Here is a 20,187-nt window from a genome sequence, read left to right as displayed (position 1 = left end):
CCTTCCGCCAGCTCTGCGACTGGCTCGACGCCCAGGACCCCAAGGTCCTCACCGACCTGCGCCGGCTCGGCGTCGGGCAGCAGTTCACCGGACGCCGTTGACGACAACGGCGGTGAGCAGGGGCAGATAGTGGCTGAGGTGGGTGGCCGCGGTGAGCATGGCGAGGCCCTGGGTGGTGAGCTTGTGCTGCCAGTCGTCCAGGGCGGTGGCCAGAGTGTCGGTGTCGCCGGCCGTTCGGATCTGCTGGACCACGGTGGAGATGTGGTCCAGCAGGTAGCCGCCGCGCCTGAGGAGGTGGGCGAACTCGGCGTCGCGGATGTCGCTCGGGCCGTAGCTGCGGTGGCCGGTGACCGGGTCGCGGGCGGGGGTGAGGATGCCGGCGTCCTCCCAGTTGCGCAGGGTTGCCGGGGTGACGCGGAGCTGGTGGGCGAGTTCGCCGATGGTGCGGGGGGCGGGGGCTGCCGAGGCGTCCGTGGTGGCGTCCCCTTCGGCCGTCAGGTGGTCGACCGCTTTCCGCACCGCGTCGAGGGTCTCCCGGTCGCGGAGCAACTGACTGTGGCCGCGGTCGATGAGCACCAGGGCGTCGTCGAGGGCGTCGCGGTGGAGTGCGTTCATGATCTGGCCGGCGGTCGCGTGCCCGTAGGCGGGGACGAGGGAGAGGAAGGCCCGGAGCGCTGCCGCATGCGCCTCGGTGTAGATGCGGTAGCCGCTGGCCGTGCGCTGTGTGGGCGGGAGGAAGCCGTCCCGTTCGTAGTTGCGGACCGCCTGGGTCGAGATGCCGTGCTCGCGCGCGAGGTCGAAGGGGCGCATGGCTCTCTCCTGTTTGAGACTTTGGAGGAAGCCTATCGCCCAGTGGGCAGGTGGGAGCGTGGCAAGTCTCAACCGTGCTTTCAAGGATACGATTGAGGCTCATGAGTCAGGACCTACGCGACTTCGTGAGTACGTCATGTGAGCTGCTGGCGCTCGGTGAGCCGACGCATCTTGAGCCCGCCTTCGGGCGGATCCGCAACGAGCTGTTCAGTCAGCTGGCCGACCAGGGGTTCCGGTCGATCGCCCTGGAGATCGACCGGGTGACCGCCCTCGTCGTGAACGACTTCGTCCAGGGCGGAGCCGGCACCCTCGACGCGGTGATGAGGGAGGGCTTCTCGACCGACTTCGGTGAGCTGCTCGCCAACCGGCAACTCATCGCCTGGATGCGCGAGTACAACGAGAACCGGCCGGAAGCAGAGCGCTTGGCCTTCCACGGCGTCGACGCCGAGATGGAGAACACCAGCGCACCCAGCCCGCGGCGCTATCTCGAGTACGCCCGCGACTACCTGAAGCTCGACCTCGGCGATGACCTCGCGCGCCTCACTGGGGAGGACGAACGGTGGAGCCGCGCGGAGGCGATCCTGGACCCGGCGATGTCGGTCGGTGACACGGCCGAGGCCGAGCGGCTGCGGACGCTCGCGGACGACATGCTCGTCTCGCTCCATGCGCGCGCCCCGGAGCTGATCGCGGCGACCTCACGTGCCGAGTGGTGGCGGGCCAAGGCGCATCTCACCGCCGGTCTCGGCCTGTTGCGCTACCACAAGCAGTCGGCGCAGCGCATCGACGCGAGCGCACGGATCTCCCGGCTGCTCGCCACCCGGGACGCGCTGATGGCGCAGAACCTCCTCGACATCCGGAGCATCGAGGCCCGACGGGGACCGACCCTGGTCTTCGCGCACAACGTCCATCTGCAGAGGAACCCGAGCACCATGCGGATGGCGGACATGGAGCTCGACTGGTTCTCCGCCGGCGCCATCGTGGGGTCCCTGCTGGACGAGCGGTACACCGTCGTCCTCAGCAGCCTGGGCAGCAGCGAAACCCTCGGGCTGGGGGAGCCGGCGGCGGACACCTACGAGGCGGTGCTGCAGGGCCGGACCACCGGCTGGGGGCTGACCGCGGCCGGTGCGGTCACCGCTGCCACCACGGCGACTCCCCTCCGTACGCGGACCGATACCACTCCCCAGCAGGGGTACTTCCCGCTCGACCGGGCGAGCATCGACGCGGCTGACGCGATCCTGCACGTCAGCGACGGCCCGACTGCCGTGCGGCCGTTCCGCCCGTAGGGGCGTGGCGCCGGGTGTGACGAGGGAGATCCGGCGCCGCGCCCGTACGTCCTGCCGGTTGCCGGTGACCAGCTGCTGGTCACCGGCGGCCGGCTACGGCTCCCTGGGGTCCGTGTGAAAGATGCCTGCCGTCCAACGGGACACGACAGGCGAATGAGCGGGTCGACCATAAACAGTGAAATGGGCGGCGGAAGAAGGTAGTTCGGCCCGCGCCCAGAGGGATCTTGGAATCGATATGAAATCGCAGGTTTAAGCGAGGTTTTGGGTACCCGGGTGAGGCAAGTAAGGGGGCATGAACAGCCCTCATGAACACCTTCCGGTAAACGACAATTACGGCCCCTATAACGTTAATCCCGACATCCACCGGCGCAGCCGGGACGGCTCCGGAGCAAACCGGACAGCCCTGGTCATCCACACGATCGCGGACATCGCCGCAGGTGTTCTGGGACTGTGGATCCTGCTGTACCTGCTGGAGGCCAACCGGGGAAATGTCTTCGTCGGATTTGTGCACGGTTTGGCCGAGTGGCTCGCCGGCTGGTCCCAGGACATCTTCACCATGGACACCGAAGGACTGCGGGTATTCCTCAATTTCGGTCTGCCCGCGGTGATTTACCTGCTGCTCGGCCACGGGATCGCCGCGCGGATACGCCGCCTCTGACCCGAGAATTCCCGCCGGCGGACGCCGATGACGCCCGGCAGTGCGCCCCGAAGTTTTCGATGTGCTGATCCGCCGGCGCCGCCACGAGCCGGCGGATCAGCCGTTCGACCCCGGTGACCGGATCGCGCCGCTCGCCCGGCGCGGCCCGCCGGGCCGGGGGACCGGCGCCGCGCCACGACCGAATCCCGGCTGCCCCCTGTACGCCGTGTGCGCTACGTCACATACTCGCCATGTGGCGGGGAACCCTCGTGGGGTGAGCGCGGACAGGGCGGTGAAGTGCGGAAACTCGGGCTTTTTCGATCTTGGGCGTGGTGGCATGGGGGAAGGAGTGACTCCTCTTGTGTGGAATGGAATTACCGATCCATTGGCGGAAACCCGAGTTTTGGCCAATCAGGAGCGGCGCGAGCCGCTCGGGTGGGCGGGGGTCTGACCTCCGGATCGTTGGCTGAGGGGTGGGGGCCGGTGGCTGGATGGTGAGGGGTACGGGCAGTGCGGGCGACTCGGGGTGGGGCGGTTCACCTGGGGGTTCGGGGAGTACTGCCGAGTATGCGGGGTGTGGCGTAATTCACTCGACCCAAAGCGTCACTCTGCGACCATCAACGCCTACGAAAAACCGGCCATACGGACTGCCGTGGGGGGAGTGGCCATGGGGCTGCTCGGCGACGAGCTGGCTTTTGCGCGGGCCCTGACGGCCCAGGAGAACGAGAGCGTGATGGCCCTCGGAAGCCGGAAGCGCTATGCGGCCGACGCCCATCTCCTGACGGAGGGCGACCGGTCCAGTCACGTCATGATCATTCTGCGTGGCTGGGTGACCGTTTCCGTGGTCACGGACCGCGGTGCCACCCGGCTGATACTCGGCCTGCGCGGCCCAGGTGAACTCCTCGGGGAGATGGCCGCGTTGGACAACCATCCCCGCAGCGCCACCGTGCGCGCCCTGGGGCCGATCGAGGCCCAGGTCATCTCCGGCGACGCGTTCCGTCGCTTCCTCGCCCTGCACCCGCGGGTCAGCGGACTGGTGATCCGCCAGCTCACCTTCCGGCTCCGCAGCGCCGACCAGGAGCGGTCCGCGCTCGCCTCGCTCACCGTGTTGCAGCGACTGGCCGCCCGGCTGCGCGAGTTGTCCCGGGTCGAGCCCGCCGGCCCCTACGCCCCGCCCGTCCCCGGCCGTTCCAGACCCGGGACCGTCGTCCACCTGGCCCAGGACGAGCTGGCGGCCACCGTGGGGGCCACCCGCGAAGCCGTCGCCAAGGCCCTGCGGCTGCTGCGTACGCAGAAGGTCGTGCGGACCGGCAACCGGATGGTGGAGATCCTCGACCCCGCCCTGCTCGCCCTCCTCGCCGAGGGCCACCAGGAGTGAGCGCGGCGCACAGGAGCGCGGCGGGACGGGCGCGGCAGGGGGCGCGGACATGACGGGAAGAGCGCACGCCCGGCGTGTGTAAACGGCTACAGACGGCCTCGGTCCCGGGCCGGAAGCTGATGGGGACGGCAACCGAACAGAACGGCAGGACAGGGGGCTCGGGGTGGACGAGGACGCGAGGGATGCCGCGGAGGCGCACTACGAGTTGGTGATCAGCGTCGACGCCCGGCGTTCCGGGGAGTACGACGACGTGGAGAAGCCGCAGATGCGCGCCCGGATCTACCGGGTCCTGGAAACGGCGTTCAGCCACGCCAAGGTGGCGCGGGACGCGGTCCACATGGAGGACCGCGGCGACGGCGTACTGCTGTCGGTGGCCGGCCGGGTCTCGGTGACCCGGCTGCTCGGCCTGTGGATGGTCGAGGTGCGCGAGAACCTGCGGGAGGAGAACCGCGGCCTGCGGGTCCCCCTGGGGCTGCGGGTGGGCATGCACGTCGGCCCGGTACGGCGCGACGACATGGGGGTCAGCGGGCGCGCGGTCGACCTGGCGTGCCGGCTGGCCGACTCCCCCGTCGGGCGGCAGCTGCTGGACGCCGAGCGGGCGGACCTCGTGCTGGTGGTGTCCGAGTCGCTGTACGAGGACGTGGTCCGCAGCGGCGGCAAGTTCATCGAGCCGACGCGCTACTCCCGGGCCCGGCTGGCGCTCAAGGAGGGCGCGGTCAACGCCTGGTTCCACCTTCCCGGCCGGGACGCACCGGCGATACCGGACGGCCTCGATCCCGGTGAGGGGCGGGACCGCACGGCGGCGGACGCATGGGGGGCGGCGAGCAAGGCGGCCGGGGCGGGCGGCCACGACGACTCGGGCCACCACGCCGCCGACCTCGACGACGGGGACGACGGCGAGGACCAGGACGGCGACCGCGGCGGGGACGCGCGGGGCGGCAGGTCCGGCGGTGACCGGTACGTCGTCCGGGGCGACATGTCCCAGCACCACGACAACGTCTACCAGCAGGGCGTGCACATCGGGCGGATCACCGGTGACGCCGAGCGGCGGAAGGGCTGAGGCAGGTGGCCGAGGAGGAGCAGGCGGGGGGACCGGCCGAGCCCGAGGCCCCGAAGGCGGCCGGCGGAGCGTCCCCGGAGGGTGCGCACCAGGCCCGGGGCAAGGACGGTGACGACCGGGCGCGCGGGGCGGACGACAAGGGGGACGGGGACGCCGACAGCGAGGCCGCCGAGCGGGAGCGGGAACGGGAGCGCGCCGCGGGGCGGTTCAAGGAGCACACCGGCAATCCGCTCGCCGGGGAGGAGAGCGAGGACGACCCGACCGACCTCGCCGCCGCGTCGCGGGCCCGCCGTGCCACCCGGATGCTGTTCGACACCGGGCGGGACCTGAACAGCTTCGACCGTTCGTACATCCGCAGCGCCCACATCGGGGACATCCACCTGCGGATGGACGCCCGGCAGGCCGCCGTGGGGGTGCGCAGCGGGCCGGTGCCGGACGACGAGCTGCGCCGGCTCCGGCGGGTGCACGTCGAACCGGAGGGGTACTTACGGCTGCGCAACGCGCTGCGGGCCCGCCGGCTGCTGGTGCTCGGCGCGGCCCCCGGCACCGGGCGCACCAGCACCGCGCTGGCCCTCCTCGACGAGGTCACCGCCCTCAGCGGCGACGGCCCCGGCGAGGAGTCCGGGGCCGGGCCGCGGGTGCTGCGGGTGGACGTCGAGACGGACGGCGGCGTACCGAAGCTGGCCGGTTCGCTGGAGGAGCGGCACGGCACCGGCTATCTGCTGGAGCTGTCGCTCGGCAAGCCCGGTGCGCTGCCGCCGGACGCGATGGACCTGGACGGGCTGGCCGCGGCGCTGGACGAGCGGGAGTCGTTCGCGGTGATCGTCGTGACGGTCGGTTCGGCGGCGAACCCGCTGCTGGCCGGGCGGTACGGGATGCTCTGCCCGCCGGTGCCCACGCAGGAACTGCGCACCGCCCGGCTGCGGGAGCGGCTGGAGGAGCATGTCGCGGCGGCCGGGGACGACGGGCCGGACGCCGGGGGTCGGGTGGCCGAACTCCTCGCACGTGCCGAGGAGTTGGCCGAGCAGGCGGACGTCAAGGACGCGGTCGGGCTGAACGACCTGCGCCCCGCCGAGGCGGAACTGCTCGCCTCGCTGCTGGCCGGGCACCTGCTGGACGGCGTCTCCTACGAGGAGTTGCTGACCGGCTGCCGGAGTCTCGCGGCGGGCCAGGCCCACGAGTGGTTCGCCGGGGTGGACCGGGCGCTGGCCGCGCCGCCGCCGGCCGCGGAGGGGAGCGCGGGGCGGCGGCCGGGGACGGCGGCGCTGTTCCACCCGGTGGCGTTCCGGATCGCGCTGGCCGTCCTGGGCGGCGCCTCGCACAGCGCGGTGGCCTCCGCCGCACACCTGCTGACCTGGGAACTGTCCGTCCAGTGCGATCCGGACCACACCCCGGCCCGGCCGCTGTTCTGCGACGACCCGGAGTCCGACCTGGCGCTGTCGCGGGCCGAACTGACCGACGGCGAGGTCGAGGTGGCCGGCACCGAGGTGCCCGCCCAGCTGATCTGGTACCGGGGGGCGGCGCTGCCCGGCGCGGTGCTGAGCGAGGTCTGGGACCGGCACTTCCCGGTCCGCGGCCCGGTGGTGCGCTGGCTGCGGCTGCTGGCCGACGACCCCCGCCCCCAGGTGTGGATGCGGGCCGCGGTGGCCGCCGGGGAGCTGTGCGTACGGGACTTCGACCACGGTTACGCGGAGCTGATCCGGCCGCTCGCCGAGGCGGGCACGCCGCGCCGGCGGATCTTCGCGGCCACCACGATGGACCAGGCGGCCGGGCACGCCTCGCACCGCAAGGCGGTGCGGCGGCTGGTCGACGACTGGAGCCGGTACGGCAACAAGTCGCTGCGCTGGACCGCGGCGATGGCGCTGGGCTACGGGAACGCCGCGGCCACCACGGACGACTCCCTCGACGCCCTGGCCCGGATCGGGGTCCGGGACGACGGGGAGCAGCTGGCGGTCGCCTCGTTCAACGTCGTCCGGCTGCTGGCGCTGCCGGACGGGGCGACGGTGCTGCGGCGGATGGCGGAGTGGACGCACCACCGGCGCGAGCCGTACCAGGACCTCGGTCTGGTGACCACCGTCCGGCTCGCGGTGACCAAGGTGGACGAGGTGCTGGACGCCGAGCCCGATTCCGGGCTCGGGGGCCGCGGGGACTGGCCGCTGCCGCTCGCCCTCGCCGTCGCGCACCCCGAACTCGTCGCTCCCATGGCCGACTTGATGTGGACCGCGCTGAACACCGCGCGGTCGCAGGAGGTGGCGCTGGACGCGCTGGAGGCCCTGCTGCGCACGGCCGTGCGCAAGGACGGCAGGGAGTGGACCCGGCCGGGGCTGGCGGCGCTGCTGCCCGCGCTGGCGACCGAGGAGCACGACCGGCGGCGGCTGGACTGGCTGCTGCGCCGAATGATGAAGGATCCGGACAATCCGCTCCCCGACGCGCAGGCGCGCTCCTTGTGGTGGCTCGCCGTCCCGCCGCGGGACCGGACGGGCGAGAGGTACCAGGAGGAAACGCATGGCTGACGACCAGGGCGTGGCGGGGGGCGGGGCGGCCGGCCCGGGGCCCGCGGGTCCGTTCCTGCGGGAGTACGCGCCGACGGGCCCGTTCCGGCACACGAGCGCGCGGACGGCGTCGGTGCTGTTCTACCGGAACGGCGGCTACAGCGTGGCCACCGTCCGCGGCATCCAGCACCACGACAAGCGGGCGCTGGCCCGGCCGCACACCATCTGCGAGATCGCGCTCGGCACGTTCGTCACGACACTGCAGCTGGAGCTGCCGGCCGCCGGGGGCACCACGTTCTTCAAGGCCGAGGTGGAGATCCACTGGACGGTGAGCGATCCCCATCTGGCCGCCACCGAGGTGGTGACCGACGTCGCCCAGCGACTCACCGCGCCGACACTGGAGCGGCTCCGGGACGTCTCCGCGGAGTTCCCGGTGAACCAGGCCGAGCAGGCCGACCGCGCCATCACCCGGCAGTGCGCCGGCGGGCGCTGGGACGACCTGGGCGCCGATCTCGGGCTGCGGGTGCGGCTGTACGTACGGCTGCGGGTGGACGACCGGACGATCCATCACATGGACGACATCCGGGACGCGCACGCCTCGGCGGAGGTGACCCGGGTCCACCAGAGCACGTTCCGAGACATGCTGCAGGGCGGCGAACTGGACCAGCTCAGCTACATGCTGGCGGCCGAGCCCGAGGCGGCCAAGGACTTCCTGGAGAAGATCCGCCAGGAGGGCCGGGCCGACGAGAAGGAGCGCATCGACCGGCTCTTCGCCATGGTCGACAGCGGCCAGATCCACTCCAACGAGGTGGAGGCCCAGGCACTGGAGCTCCTCAACCGCGGCCGCCACCGCGTCCAGGGGCCCATCGGCTCGCTGCCCGCCCGCCGGGAGACGCCGCAGCTGGGCCCGGGCACGTCCGAGCCGTTCACCCCGGACTGGGTCTCGGACGACCCGCCGACCCGGACCGGGCGCCCGTCGCACCTGGACAAGGACGACCCGGCCGACGACGGCGCGAGAGCCGCCGAGCCCGAACCGCCGCGCCGCCGCCGGCGCAGCCGCGACGACGGATGGTCCTGGGCGGAGGAGGACTGATGACGGCCGACGGGGGGACGGCGGGCAGGGGGACCACGGACTCCCCCGACCCGGTCGTGCCGGTGCCGGACGGGGGTCGGCACGGCCACGACCGGGCGGGGGAACGCATCGCCGAACGGCTGTTGAACACGGTCCGGGAGGACCTCGGCCGGGCCGACTCCAAGGCGGCCGTGCTGCTCTCCGGGGCGCTGGCGCTGCCGGCGTTCCTGATCGGGTGGCACGGCGCGCCCGACTGGCGCGGTCCGGCCGACCTCACCCTGGTCGCCGCCGGGGTGCTCTGGGCGGTCGCGGTGACCGCACTGGTCCGGGCGCTGCTGCCGCGTACCGGCACGCTGCGCACACAGGACGGGGTGACCTTCTTCGGCGATCTGCTGGCCCCCCACGACCTCCCCCGGCTGGCCGCCGAGATCGCCGCGGCCGGCCGGGACCCGGCCGGGTGGCTGCTCATCCAGGCCGTGGACGTCAGCTCGATCCTGTCCGCCAAATACCGGGCCATCCGCTGGGCGGTGGGCGCGCTGGCCCCTTCGGCGGCGCTGGCCCTGTCCTGGAGCCTGACCGCGCGCTGACCCGCGGCCGGCCCGGCGCCGCCACCGGCGGCGCACCACCAAGCACACGACGCAGAAACGAAATAAGGGGACGGCCGTGGGAACAGTGAGGGGAAGACGGCGGAACGGAAGGGGCTGGGCGCGGCGCGGCGCGGTCCGTGTGCTGGGCGGCGCCGCGGTGCTCATATCCCTGCTCGCGCCCGCCGCCCATGATCCGGTGCCGGCGGCGGCGTCGAAACCGGCCTTCAAGTCCGTCAACTACGCGGTGGCGGTGGACGAGTCGGCCAGCCTGGCGCCCGACGACATGACGGCGGAGAAGGCCGCCGCCGCCCGGATCGCGCTGGGCGACGTCTCCTCGGCGTCCCACGTCACGGTCTTCGGTTTCGCCGCCGCCGAGTCCAACGACCAGCGTGCGGTGGACCCGGTGTGCCCGCGGACCACGCTGGACGCGGCCGGGCGGGACTCGATCGGCGGGTGCGTGGGCAAGCTGCGCAGCCGCAAGAAGAGCGAGGGCACCGGCACCGACTTCCCGAGCGCGATACGCCAGGGCGTGCACGAACTGAGCTCCGGCACCGACCCGTCCGTGCCACGGGTGCTGTTCCTGCTCACCGACGGGCAGATGGACGTCACCGGCAGCCCGCAGTACGGCGACCCCGCCCACCGCAAGGACGAGGGCGAGCGGCAGCTGGACCGGGAGCTGAAGAACGCCCGTGCGCAGGGGGTGCAGATCTGGCCGCTGGGCTTCGGGCCCGACCCGGACAAGGACCAGCTCGACCGGATGGCCGCCGGCGGCTATCAGAAGGGCTGTACGGAACTGCCCTCGGCGCTGCCGAAGGCCGAGAAGGTCTCCGGCGCCAAGGACCTCGGCCCGAAGCTGGAGAAGATCTTCGCCGCGGCGCACTGCCTGCGCTACCAGCCGGGCACCAGCCCCCAGCGGCCGCCGGCCACGATGGAGGTCGGCATCTCGCCGCTGGCGACCGTGGGCAGCATCGTGGTCGACAAGAGCGACCCCAAGGTGACGATCACCTACATCGACCCGAACGGCCACCAGGTGCCCACCACCGGGTCGTACCGCAAGTCGCACTTCGAGCTGGCGGGCGCCGGGGACACCGTCGAGGCGCTGAAGATCGTCGACCCGGTGCCCGGGGTGTGGCAGGTGAAGGCGGAGGCGCCCGAGGGGCACCGCTCGCTGCCGGTCGGGGTCAGCGTGCTGTGGCAGGGCGAGCTGCGCGGCGCGATCACCATGGACCCGCCGTCGCCGCAGGCCGGCCAGAAGGCCACGGTGACCATGCGGCTGCAGACCCGCGAGGGCTACCAGATCAAGGACCCCCGGGACTACGCCGGGCTGCGGGTCCGCAGCGAGCTGACCGGGGACGGCTTCGCCGCGGTGCCGGTGCAGCTCACCGACGACGGGAAGGGGCCCGACCCCACCGCGAGCGACGGCTCGTTCACCGGTTCCGTGACCATCCCGCACAGCGCCACTGGGGCACTGAAGGTGAGCGGCACACTGACCGCCTCGGGGCTGAGCGCGGACACCCGCAGCGAGAGCGGCCTGGTCGCGCCGGACGTACTGCCGGTGTCCGGCACGCTGCGGCTGCCGGCCGCGGACGCCCACCCCGGGGACGAGGTCACCGGCACCCTGAGCGTCCACAACACCGGCAGGACCGCGCACACCCTGCGGCTGTCGGTCGCCGACCTCCAGCCGGGGCTGGTGTCGGTCAGCCCGGCCGAGATCGAGCTGAAGCCCGATGACTCCGGCACCAGGACGGTGACGGTCCGCCTCGGCCCGGCCGACGCCTTCGGCGACCGCCTCGACGACGACGGGCTGAAGCTCGGCGGCACCGTCACCGCCGTCGACACCACCGACCACGACCGGACGGTGGTGCGGTCCGCGCTGTCGGTGACGGTCACGCCGGAGCCCGGCATCTGGGACGCGTACTGGTGGGCGTTCCTCATCGCGGCCGCGGTGCTCGCCGCCGCCGTCGCCGCGGTCCTCGCCTGGCTGCGGCAGCGGCGCGGCCGCCGGGACCCGTACGGCCTGATGCTGCAACTGGTCTCCGAGGACGGCGACGTGGTCGCCACCCACCCGGCCGGGCACGGCCACAAGCAGTGGTACGAGTTCGCGGTCGTCGAACCGCACCGCAGCCCGCGCATCGAGCGGCGCAACCACGGCCGGTACGCGATCCAGCGCAGCCCCGAGGGCGGCGCGTGGCTGCGCGAGCGGGGCGCCGGGCGGACCCGGCTGCCGGCGAACGGCACCGTCCCGCTGAGCGACGGGCTGAGCCTCTCCCTCGGCGAGGAGACCCGGTCCGCCAAGTCCCGCCGGAACCGGCCCACTTGGGGCTCGCGGACCCGGACCGGCACGACCTCCACCACCCCCACGGTCAGCACCGAGGACGACGGCACCAGCACCTACGAGTCGTACCGGTGACGCGCGGGGCGGGCCGGTGCGCACCGGCCCGCCCCGGCGCACCACCCCGCGGCCGCCGGGCCGCGCGCACCGCACAGATCGAACGACCGGCCGCCGGTACGGCCGCAACGGGAGGAACCCATGAAAATCTTCCAGCCGATGCTCTTCGTCGGCCTGGGCGGCACCGGTGGCCTGGTCGGCGCCGAACTGGAGCGCCGGCTGCGGGCCGAGCTGTGCGGTCCGGACGGCGTCGCGCTCAGCCACCTGAGCGGCCACGCCCCCTACCAGCTCCCCGACTGCCTGCAGTTCGTCTACGCCGACTACAGCGAGACCGACCTCCAGCGCCTGCCGCAGTTCAACGTGGACCCGTCGCTGCGGGCCGCGTACGCCCGTACCTCGCGGGCCACCCACAACCTGCTGCCGAACTTCGACAGTTCGCCGGAAGTGACCAAGATGCTCCGGGCGAGCCTGCGCGACGAGGTCGCCGACTGGCTGCCGCCGCGCATCGACGAGCCGAAGGTCACCCCGCTCCACAACGGCGCCGGCCAGTTGCCCACCGTCGGCCGCGCCGCCCTGTTCGCCACCCTGCGGCACAGCCTGGCCCCCGTACTGGAGCCGCTGCTCCAGGCGATCGACGCGATCGCCAAGTCTGCCGGTGAGCTGAGCGAACTGGGCGGCGGCAAGGTCAACGGCTGCGACGTGTTCGTCGCCTTCTCGGTGGCCGGCGGCACCGGCGCCGGGATCTTCCTGGACTACCTGCACCTGATCAACCAGGCGTTCAAGATGCGCCGGTTCGACGGGGTGAAGATCTACCCGCTGGTCGTGATGCCGTCCTCGTTCTCCTCGGCCTCCGGCGGCGGGCGGGAGGCGGAGCTCAACGCGGCCCGGGCGCTGGTCGACCTGTTCCGGCTGGTGGACGGGCAGAACGCGCCGACCGAGGGCGCGGAGATCGGCGACCTGGACCACGACTCCTCCGGGCTCGGCATCCGCTACCCCGGCACCACCCCGATCCGGCTGCGGACCGGCATCCTGCCCACCGCCTTCCTGTTCAGCCCGACCGCCGGCATCCGCCAGGACGACCTGCGGCGCTCCATCGTCTCCCTGGTGATGTCGCTGATCGGCACCGAGCTGGGCGACGGCCGGTCCCGGGGCCGGACGACCGCGGCCGACGACGACTACCAGACCTTCGCCGCGAGCTTCATCAACCGTGGCGTGCACCGCAGCGCGATGTCCCCCACCGGCATCGGCCGGCAGGGCGTCTCCACCAGCCTGGTGGCCTCCATGACCGCGCCGATGGACCAGCTGGCCGACCTGGTGGCCGGCCGGCTGCTGCGCGAGGCGGTCACCGACCTCGTCGAGCGGCCGCGGGCCACGCTGCGGGACGGCGCGGTGCCGATGATCCGGCAGCTGTTCGCCGACTCCGGCCTCGAAGAGCTGTGGGAGCGGCGGCAGTTGCCGGTCCCCGAGCCCGAGCCGCTGCCGCGCGGCAGCCGCGCCATCGAGACGGCGCTGGGCGAACGGGTCGCGGACATGCAGCGGCTGCTGGCCGACCTGCAGTCCGTCGCCGACCGCCAGGCCGCCTCGATGGCCGACCGGTTCGTGCCGCGCCCCGCCATCGACAAACTCCTGCAGAGCGTCGACCCGTTCCTCGCCGAACGCGTCGTGCGCGGGGTCCCGGACAGCGACGAACCGATCGCCCGCGTCGGGTTCCTGGGCATGCTCAACAGCCGCGCGGTCGCTCCCCCACGCCCGGCGGGGGTCACCGACCAGCCGCCCAAGACACCGCGGATCAAGGGCCGGCTGGCCGGTATGTCACCGGCCCGCTGGGGCGACGACGACGTGCAGGCGGCCCTCCAGGCCCAGGACGCCTGGTACCAGTGGCGCAGCCGGATCGTCTGGCACGAGGCGTGGCGGGAGCAGCAGCAGCGCTGGCAGCCGCAGGCGGACGCCGCCGGCACCGACCTCGGGCGGCTGGTGAACGCCTTCCGCAAGCACTCCGAGCAGGAGCGGAAGCTCTCCGCGCAGAAGGGCCTCGAACTCTACGAGGACCGCACCGGCATCTCGTACCTGCTGCCGCCGCAGCGCACCCTCAACCACTTCTACGAGGACCTGGTCACCCGGCTGGTCCGCCGTGAGGGCCTGCGCGAGCACGACGACGAGGCCGCGCTGCTGCTCAAGATGATCGACGGGGACACCTGGCGCTCCGTGCACGCGCAGAGCCGCCGCAACCCGGACGGTGCGGTGGCGGCCGTCAAGGCCCAGCTGGAGGGCCGGATCACCCGGCTGTTCGCGGAGAGCGGCGAACACCTGGAGGAGCGGCCGCTGCTGCCGCCGATGAGCACCCTGCTGGCCGCCGCGGCGGGCGACGCGGACGCCACCGACCAGGTCAGCAAGGAAGCCCTGGAGCTGTTCGGCCGGAAGCTGACCGGGCTGCTGCCGGTGGGCTTCACCCCGGAGGGCACCGGCCCGCTGCGGGTGCTGGTCACCTACCCGCGCGTCCAGGCCGTGGAGGAGGTGCAGGAGTTCCTCGGCAAGGCGCTGCGACTGCCCTCCGACGCGAAGAACTCGGTGGAGTACCGGGGCGTGGAGAGCGACTCGATCACGGTGGTGCTGTTCCGCAGCGAGATGAGCCTCACCCAGGTGCCGGAGGCCCGCAAGGTGCTGCGCCAGTGGGCCCGGGCCAAGGACAGCGAACAGGCGCACGACGTGCTGCGGTGGCGGCAGCGGCTCGGCTACCGGGACAGCTGGATGGTGAGCTGCGAGGACGACCGCCGCGCCATCCTGCACCGGCTGCTGTGCTGCATGTGGAACGGCCAGGTGGACGTGGTGGACGGCGACACGTCCTCGCCGGAGCGGGTGCGGCTGCGGCTGTTCCCCGAGAAGGGCGAGAACGTGCCAGGGGTCCGGCTGCGGCTGGGGGACTTCCCGGGCGGGGTGTCGAGCTGGGCGGAGCTGCTCCGCTCGTACGAGCGCTGGACGGTCCTCGACGACGAGCGGATCGTCGAGGACTACTGCCGCGAGCTGATGGGGGCCCAGCCGCAGGGCCTGGCCCGCAGCGGCAGCGATCCGCATCCGCTCTTCGTCGAACTCGTCGAGAAGATCGCGCCGGCGCAGCTGAGGCTGCTGGAGGAGCGCCGGGAGCGCGGCGGGGAGCGGGTCGAGGGCTGGGTCCGGCCGCTGTGGGAATTCTGGGCGGAGACCCTGCCGGCCGCGCTGGACACCGAGTTCGGCGACCAGCGCGCCATCCAGCCGACCCTGCGCACCCTGCTGGAGCACGTCCGCGGCGGCACGCCGGAGCCCCGGGCCCGCAAGGAGTCCCCCGAGCCCCGGCGCCGGGTGACCGAGGAGGACGACTGGGGCACCGCGCCACGGTCCTCGGGCGGGGCGTACGGGGACGACGACGCGTACGACGCGGACCCGTACGGGAGCGGCGGGGACTCGTACGGGCGTGGCGAGGACTCCTACGGGCGCGATGCGTCCGGCGGCGGCTCGTACGGCACCGGCGACCGGCGCCCGTCCGCGGACCGGGAACGGGACCGCGACCGGGATCAGGACCGCGAGCGGGACCGGGAGGAGGGCCGCGACCGCGACCGGCTCAACGGGCACTCCGCCGGCGACGGCCGGCCGTGGGCGCCCTGGGACGACGACGCCCGGGAGGACCGCTCGTCCGGCGGCGCCGACGACGGCGGCCGGGACCGTGCGCGCCGCAACCCCTGGGACGGTGATGCGGAGTGACCACCACGGAGGAGGCCACCGCCGTCGTCCACCTGGACCTGCGGACGCAGGCGGCGCAGCTCGACACGGCAGCGGCCGTGCGGTCCGCGGTCGCCCGGCAGCTCGGCCGGGCCGGGCTGCCCGAGCCCGACCACCCGCTGTTCCTGGTGGTGGACACCCCGGCGGGACTGACCGAGCACCAGCGGCAGTACGAACTCCTCGCCGCCTACCGGGCGTTGGGCGAGGTCCGGATGCTGGTGCTGCTGGTGGGCAGCGCACCCGGGGCGTACGCCGGCGACGAGGAGGTGCTGCCGCCCGACCGGCGGCTGGTGCGGCCCGCGGTGCTGCGCGGCTCCGGCACCGCGCTGCTGTGGGCGGGCGATCTGCGCTCCGCCCGGACCGCCCTGGAGCAGCCGGCGCCCGACGACCCGGCGGCGCTGGCGGTCCTGGTGGACCTGCTGTCGGTGCCGGACGTCTTCCAGCGGGTGCTCGACGACCTCGGGGCGCTGCCCGACACCGTCGCCGCGCCCGGCGTACGGCTGCTGGAGCAGGACCTGCCGCCCGAGGTACGGGACCGGGCCTGGCGCGATGCGCTCAGCCGGTTCGCCGGCGAGGACTCCGACCAGGTACCGGAGTTGCCGGCCACCCGGTCCGGCGTCGACCTGCCGGAGCCGCTGCGCGGTCTGGTGGCCGGCCGCGGCGGCCGCGACCTGCGGCACCGCGAGACCGGCGGGGTGGCGGACGACGCCTACCGCGCGTGCGCGGAGGCGCTGGACGACGCGGAGGAGGAACTGGCCGGGCTGCGGACCGTCCTCGGCCTGCTGCGGCCCGTCCACCGGGGGACGTTCGAGGCCGAGCTCGACCGCGCCCACCAGGCGCTGGTCGACTACCGGGAGCTGGTCGCGGGCGCCCTGCACAGCGGCGGCAGTTCGGGTGCGCCTTCTGCCGCCGAGGCCACCGCCCGGCTCGCGGCCCTCGGTCTGCGGGTGCCCTCGGCCGAGGGCGTGGGCGAGCGGATCGGTGAGGGGCTGCGGGAGTTCGCCGGGAAGCTCCTGGGACAGGGGCTGGCGCTGCGCGCGGTGGCCCGGCGGTTCACCGCGCTGGCCGGGCGGGTGGAACCGGTGCCGGGTTCGGCACTGCTGCCGCGGCTGGCCGAGCTGCCGGTCGCCGACGCGGCGGCCCGGTCCCAGGCGGCGGCGGGCCCGCTGCCGGTCGCCCCGGCCGCGGTGCTGGCGGCGGGCGCGGCAGGGCTGCTCGGCGGGCTGTGGCAGTGGCCGTTCATGGCCCTGGCGCTGCTCGTCCCGGTGGCCTTCCAGGGCCTGGCGGTGCTCGGCGCGACCCGGCTGCGGGGCGCGGGGCGGCCGGGCCGGTGGGCCGTGGGCCCCCGGGTCGCGGCGGTCGTGGGCGCGGCGGCCGGAGTGACGGTGGCGTACGCGACCGACCCGCCGCCGTGGCTGAGCACCGCAGCGGCGCTGGTGGGCATCGGCGCCGCGGCGGAGACCGCGCGCCGGCTGTGGCGCACCGCGGCCGACACCTGGGGCGCGGACCAGGGCACCCTCGCGCTGCGCCGGTCCCTGGCCGGGCTGGACGCGCTGCTGGCCGAGGCGGTCCGGGAGCACTGGGCCGCGGACGAACGGCTGTACTGCGCCGACGCGGCCCGGTCCGTCGCCGGCATGCTGCGGGCGACCGCGGCCGCCGCGGACGCCGAGGCGGCTCCCGAGCCCGAACGGCCGGCCGGCACCGGCCCGTCCGGCACCGAGCCGGCGGCCGCGGACGACTGGCTGTCCAGCGCCTCGGCCCTGGAGACGGGCACCTTCGCGGTGGCCGACGACGGGGACGGCGACTGGGCCAGCGCCTACGCCTGGGACGACGAGCCCTCCTGGGACGAACCCGCCGCACCGGCCGGGGAACAGCAGCCCGCCTGGCCCGCCGACCCCTGGGAGGACCGCGCCGCCGGTGCTCCGCGCTGGCTGGACCGGGAGAGCGGCGAGGGCGGGCCGGAGCTGGTCGCCACCCTGGCCGGGGACCTGACGGACGCCGCCATGGTCGCGATGGCGCCGTACTGGGGAGCCGTCGAACGCGGCCAGGCCGGGGCGCTCGCCGTCCGGCGCACCGAGGAACGGGTCCGCGAGCTGCTCTCGGCGGCCCGCCGGCACCTCCGGACCAACGGGGTGCTGGCCGCACCGCCGTTCGCCGCCGGTCACCGCGCCCGCGCCACCTCGGCGAACCTCCTGGGGACCGACCCGCAGCGGGTGGCCGAACTGGTGGGCGCGGAGGCCGACCGGCGGGCGGTGGTGCAGCTGTCCTCGCCCGAGCAGGGCACGCTGCTCAACCGCGACCCGGCGGCCGCGGTGTGGCTCAGATTCGCGCCGGAGGCGGTGCGCGGCGAGGTCGAGAAGGCCTGGCGGACCGGCGGCACGGGCCAGCCGGCCGACGCGCTGTGGACGTCGTCGGGGCGGTACGCCGGGCTGATCCGGCTCACCCCGCTGCGGATGGGCGTGGTCGACACCGTCCGGCCCCGGGAAAGCCCAGGGGCCGACGGGTCCCCCCAGGTCGACGCGTACGAAGGAAGGGACGGCGACCTCTGGTGACCAGCACCTCGCACCCCCACGTGGTGCAGCCGGACGGTACCCGGCGGGCCACGCTCGCCTTCACCGTCCCCTCGGGGCGGCGCCGGGTCGCCCCGGTCCGCTTCGGCCGCGAGTCCCGCCGCGATCCGCAGTTGCCGCAGCGCATCCGCAACGGACTGCTCGACGACGAGGGCCAGCAGTGCGTCCAGGTTCGGCTGACCGCGGCCGACGCGGCGAACCCGGCGGCCCGGGCCCTGCTGGACGCCGAAGCGGGCACCGCGCTGCGGCTGCACCGGGTGCTCGACGACCCGGAGCACGCGGCGCTCTTCCCGCAGATCATCGGCTATGAACTCGACACCGCCGAGCCGTTCCTGCTGTACGCCGCGCCGCGCGGCACCGCCGCCGCCCGCACCCATGTGATGTCCGCCAGCGACCAGCGGGTCTTCGCCCGGGACCTGCTGCGGGCGCTGTGCCTGCTGGACGGCCAGGGCCTGGTGCTGCGCGGCATCTCACCGGCCACCGTGCTCTGGGACGGCACCTCGGTGCAGCTCTGGGGGCTGGAGGGGGTGGCCCCCGTCGGGCGGCCGCGCACCCGGTGGGGCCGGGCCCCCTACTGCCCGCCCGAACAGCGCCGGGGAGAGGGGTTCGTGGACTCCCGGGACGCGGTGTGGAGCGCCGCCCAGGTGCTCTACCAGCTGGTGACCGGCCGGCCCGGCCCGGCCGACCGGGCACCGGACGACCTCGCCGCGCACCGGGTGCTCGCCGAGACGCTGCGCGGCGCCTTCGCCCCGCGGGCCGCCGACCGTCCCACGCCGGCCGGGCTGCTCGAACTCCTGGCCCCGGGGGCCGCCCGGCAGCTCACGCTCACCGGGCCCGCCGACGACGAGTACCGCCCGGACCGGGAGGCGTTCGACCAGGCCCTGCGCCTCAAACGGCAGGCCCCCGCCGCCGAAGCCCGGGCGGGGAACGGCGGCGGGCGGGACACCGGCCAAGTCCTCTGCCCCTACTGCCTGGAGCCCATCCAGCTCGACCTCACCGCGCTGTACGTCACCGACAGCCGGATGCAGTACCAGCAGCTGGACGTCAAGGGGATCACCAACGCCCTGCGGCGGCAGGACGTGATGCGGTCCGCCGTCCAGAAGTGCACCGCGGACCCGGACTTCCCCGAGCACTTCATCCCGGTGCCCTACCTCACCTACGGCCGCCCGCTGACCGTCGCGATGGTCGGCCAGTCCTCCACCGGCAAGAGCCATCTGCTGACCCAGATGATCGCCGAGATCACCGACGGCGGCCTGGAGCCGTTCGGCCTGAAGTGGCAGTCCGTCAACCCCGAGCAGCACGCCCGGTTCGTACGGGAACGGGTGCAGCCGCTGCGCAACGGCAAGGTCCTCGACCACACCGGCGGGATCGGGCTGGACGGCTTCGCCCGCTTCGTGGAGTCGCTGCTGATCACCGACGCCCGCGGGCAGGTGCGGCCGGTCGCCTTCTTCGACCTCGGCGGCGAGGACCTGGTACGGACCGACGCCGCGCTCCGCTTCCTGCTCGGGGTCGACGCGCTGGTCTTTGTCGTCGACCCGGCGCTGGCGCTCCCGCTGCCGCATCTGGACCACGCCAGGGAACGCTGGGGCCTGGAGGTGAACCGGGACGGCGATCTCGCCTTCGGCACGGTCCTGGACCGGCTGCCGAAGAACGGCCCCTATCTGGACGTGGCGGCCGCGATGGTGCTGGGCAAGGCCGACCTGCTGCGGTTCCAGCCGCCCGTCGACCGGTGGCTGGGCGAGGCACCGCCCACCGCCCTCGACCCCGCACGGGTGCGCGAGGAGAGCCGGGATGTCCACGGCCTGCTGCGCCGGCACGCCGGCCAGGCGTGGCTGCGCCCGTTCGACGCGATCCGCCGGTGCACCCTGCACGTCGCGTCGGCCACCGGCGGCCAGGAGGACCACGGCCGCTATCCGACCGGGGTGGGCCCCCGGCGGGTGCTGGCGCCGTTGGTGTCGCTGCTGGCGATGCACGGGGTGATCGAAGTGCCGGGCGGCGCCGAGGCGTTCGCCGTCGGAGGGGCGGCCGCGCGGCCATCGGCGCCGCCGGAAGCCAGCGGATCAGGGGGAGAGGAAGCGGAGTGAGCGACTTCACGGAGCGGAGACCACCGCACCGGCCAACGGCTACCGGCACCGGCACCGGCACCGGCGGACCGG

At 74.0% G+C, this 20,187-nt stretch carries 12 protein-coding genes; 11 read left to right on the top strand and 1 reads right to left on the bottom strand.

Features of this window, described 5'->3' with window-relative positions; all coding sequences use genetic code 11:
• Nucleotides 1-84: 84 nt before the first annotated feature.
• Nucleotides 85-810, bottom strand: a complete 726-nt coding sequence (locus ACGF4C_RS03230) for a TioE family transcriptional regulator (protein ID WP_393562792.1) — start codon at nucleotides 808-810, stop codon at nucleotides 85-87.
• A 101-nt stretch (nucleotides 811-911) separates the two neighbouring features.
• Here ACGF4C_RS03230 and ACGF4C_RS03225 point away from each other — a divergent pair, with 101 nt between their 5' ends.
• The 11 genes from ACGF4C_RS03225 to ACGF4C_RS03175 all read left to right on the top strand — a co-directional run bounded on the left by ACGF4C_RS03225 (nucleotide 912) and on the right by ACGF4C_RS03175 (nucleotide 20,115).
• Nucleotides 912-2,093: an erythromycin esterase family protein gene (locus tag ACGF4C_RS03225; RefSeq protein WP_393562791.1), complete on the top strand. Its 1,182-nt coding sequence runs from the start codon at nucleotides 912-914 to the stop codon at nucleotides 2,091-2,093.
• 292 nt (nucleotides 2,094-2,385) lie between these two features.
• Nucleotides 2,386-2,751, top strand: a complete 366-nt coding sequence (locus ACGF4C_RS03220) for a hypothetical protein (RefSeq protein ID WP_393562789.1) — start codon at nucleotides 2,386-2,388, stop codon at nucleotides 2,749-2,751.
• A 646-nt stretch (nucleotides 2,752-3,397) separates the two neighbouring features.
• On the top strand, nucleotides 3,398-4,108 hold the full coding sequence (locus tag ACGF4C_RS03215) for a Crp/Fnr family transcriptional regulator (RefSeq protein ID WP_393562787.1): 711 nt from the start codon (nucleotides 3,398-3,400) through the stop codon (nucleotides 4,106-4,108).
• A gap of 163 nt (nucleotides 4,109-4,271) precedes the next feature.
• Nucleotides 4,272-5,168, top strand: a complete 897-nt coding sequence (locus ACGF4C_RS03210) for a hypothetical protein (protein WP_393562786.1) — start codon at nucleotides 4,272-4,274, stop codon at nucleotides 5,166-5,168.
• Between the two features lie 5 nt (nucleotides 5,169-5,173).
• Nucleotides 5,174-7,681 (top strand): hypothetical protein, encoded by a 2,508-nt coding sequence (locus ACGF4C_RS03205; RefSeq protein ID WP_393562784.1) that lies wholly within the window; start codon nucleotides 5,174-5,176, stop codon nucleotides 7,679-7,681.
• The gene (locus ACGF4C_RS03200) at nucleotides 7,674-8,753 is read left to right on the top strand and encodes a hypothetical protein (RefSeq protein ID WP_393562783.1); all 1,080 of its coding nucleotides are present in this window, start codon (nucleotides 7,674-7,676) and stop codon (nucleotides 8,751-8,753) included. Before ACGF4C_RS03205 ends, ACGF4C_RS03200 begins: the two co-directional genes overlap by 8 nt.
• Nucleotides 8,753-9,319 (top strand): Pycsar system effector family protein, encoded by a 567-nt coding sequence (locus tag ACGF4C_RS03195; protein ID WP_393562782.1) that lies wholly within the window; start codon nucleotides 8,753-8,755, stop codon nucleotides 9,317-9,319. The genes ACGF4C_RS03200 and ACGF4C_RS03195 overlap by 1 nt, the downstream gene beginning before the upstream one ends.
• A gap of 76 nt (nucleotides 9,320-9,395) precedes the next feature.
• Nucleotides 9,396-11,729 carry a VWA domain-containing protein gene (locus tag ACGF4C_RS03190; protein ID WP_393562780.1) on the top strand — a complete coding sequence of 778 codons (2,334 nt, stop codon included), beginning with the start codon at nucleotides 9,396-9,398 and terminating at the stop codon, nucleotides 11,727-11,729.
• A gap of 120 nt (nucleotides 11,730-11,849) precedes the next feature.
• Nucleotides 11,850-15,443, top strand: coding sequence for a tubulin-like doman-containing protein (locus ACGF4C_RS03185; RefSeq protein ID WP_393562779.1), 3,594 nt, complete (start codon nucleotides 11,850-11,852; stop codon nucleotides 15,441-15,443).
• Nucleotides 15,440-18,013, top strand: coding sequence for a hypothetical protein (locus ACGF4C_RS03180; RefSeq protein WP_393562778.1), 2,574 nt, complete (start codon nucleotides 15,440-15,442; stop codon nucleotides 18,011-18,013). The genes ACGF4C_RS03185 and ACGF4C_RS03180 overlap by 4 nt, the downstream gene beginning before the upstream one ends.
• On the top strand, nucleotides 18,010-20,115 hold the full coding sequence (locus ACGF4C_RS03175; RefSeq protein WP_393562776.1) for a hypothetical protein: 2,106 nt from the start codon (nucleotides 18,010-18,012) through the stop codon (nucleotides 20,113-20,115). Before ACGF4C_RS03180 ends, ACGF4C_RS03175 begins: the two co-directional genes overlap by 4 nt.
• Nucleotides 20,116-20,187 lie beyond the last annotated feature (72 nt).

Source organism: Streptomyces sp. NPDC048197 (genome assembly GCF_043202395.1).
GTDB lineage: Bacteria > Actinomycetota > Actinomycetes > Streptomycetales > Streptomycetaceae > Streptomyces > Streptomyces siderophoricus.
Note: the sequence above shows the minus strand (reverse complement) of the source record. Positions and strands in the feature narration are given on the sequence as shown.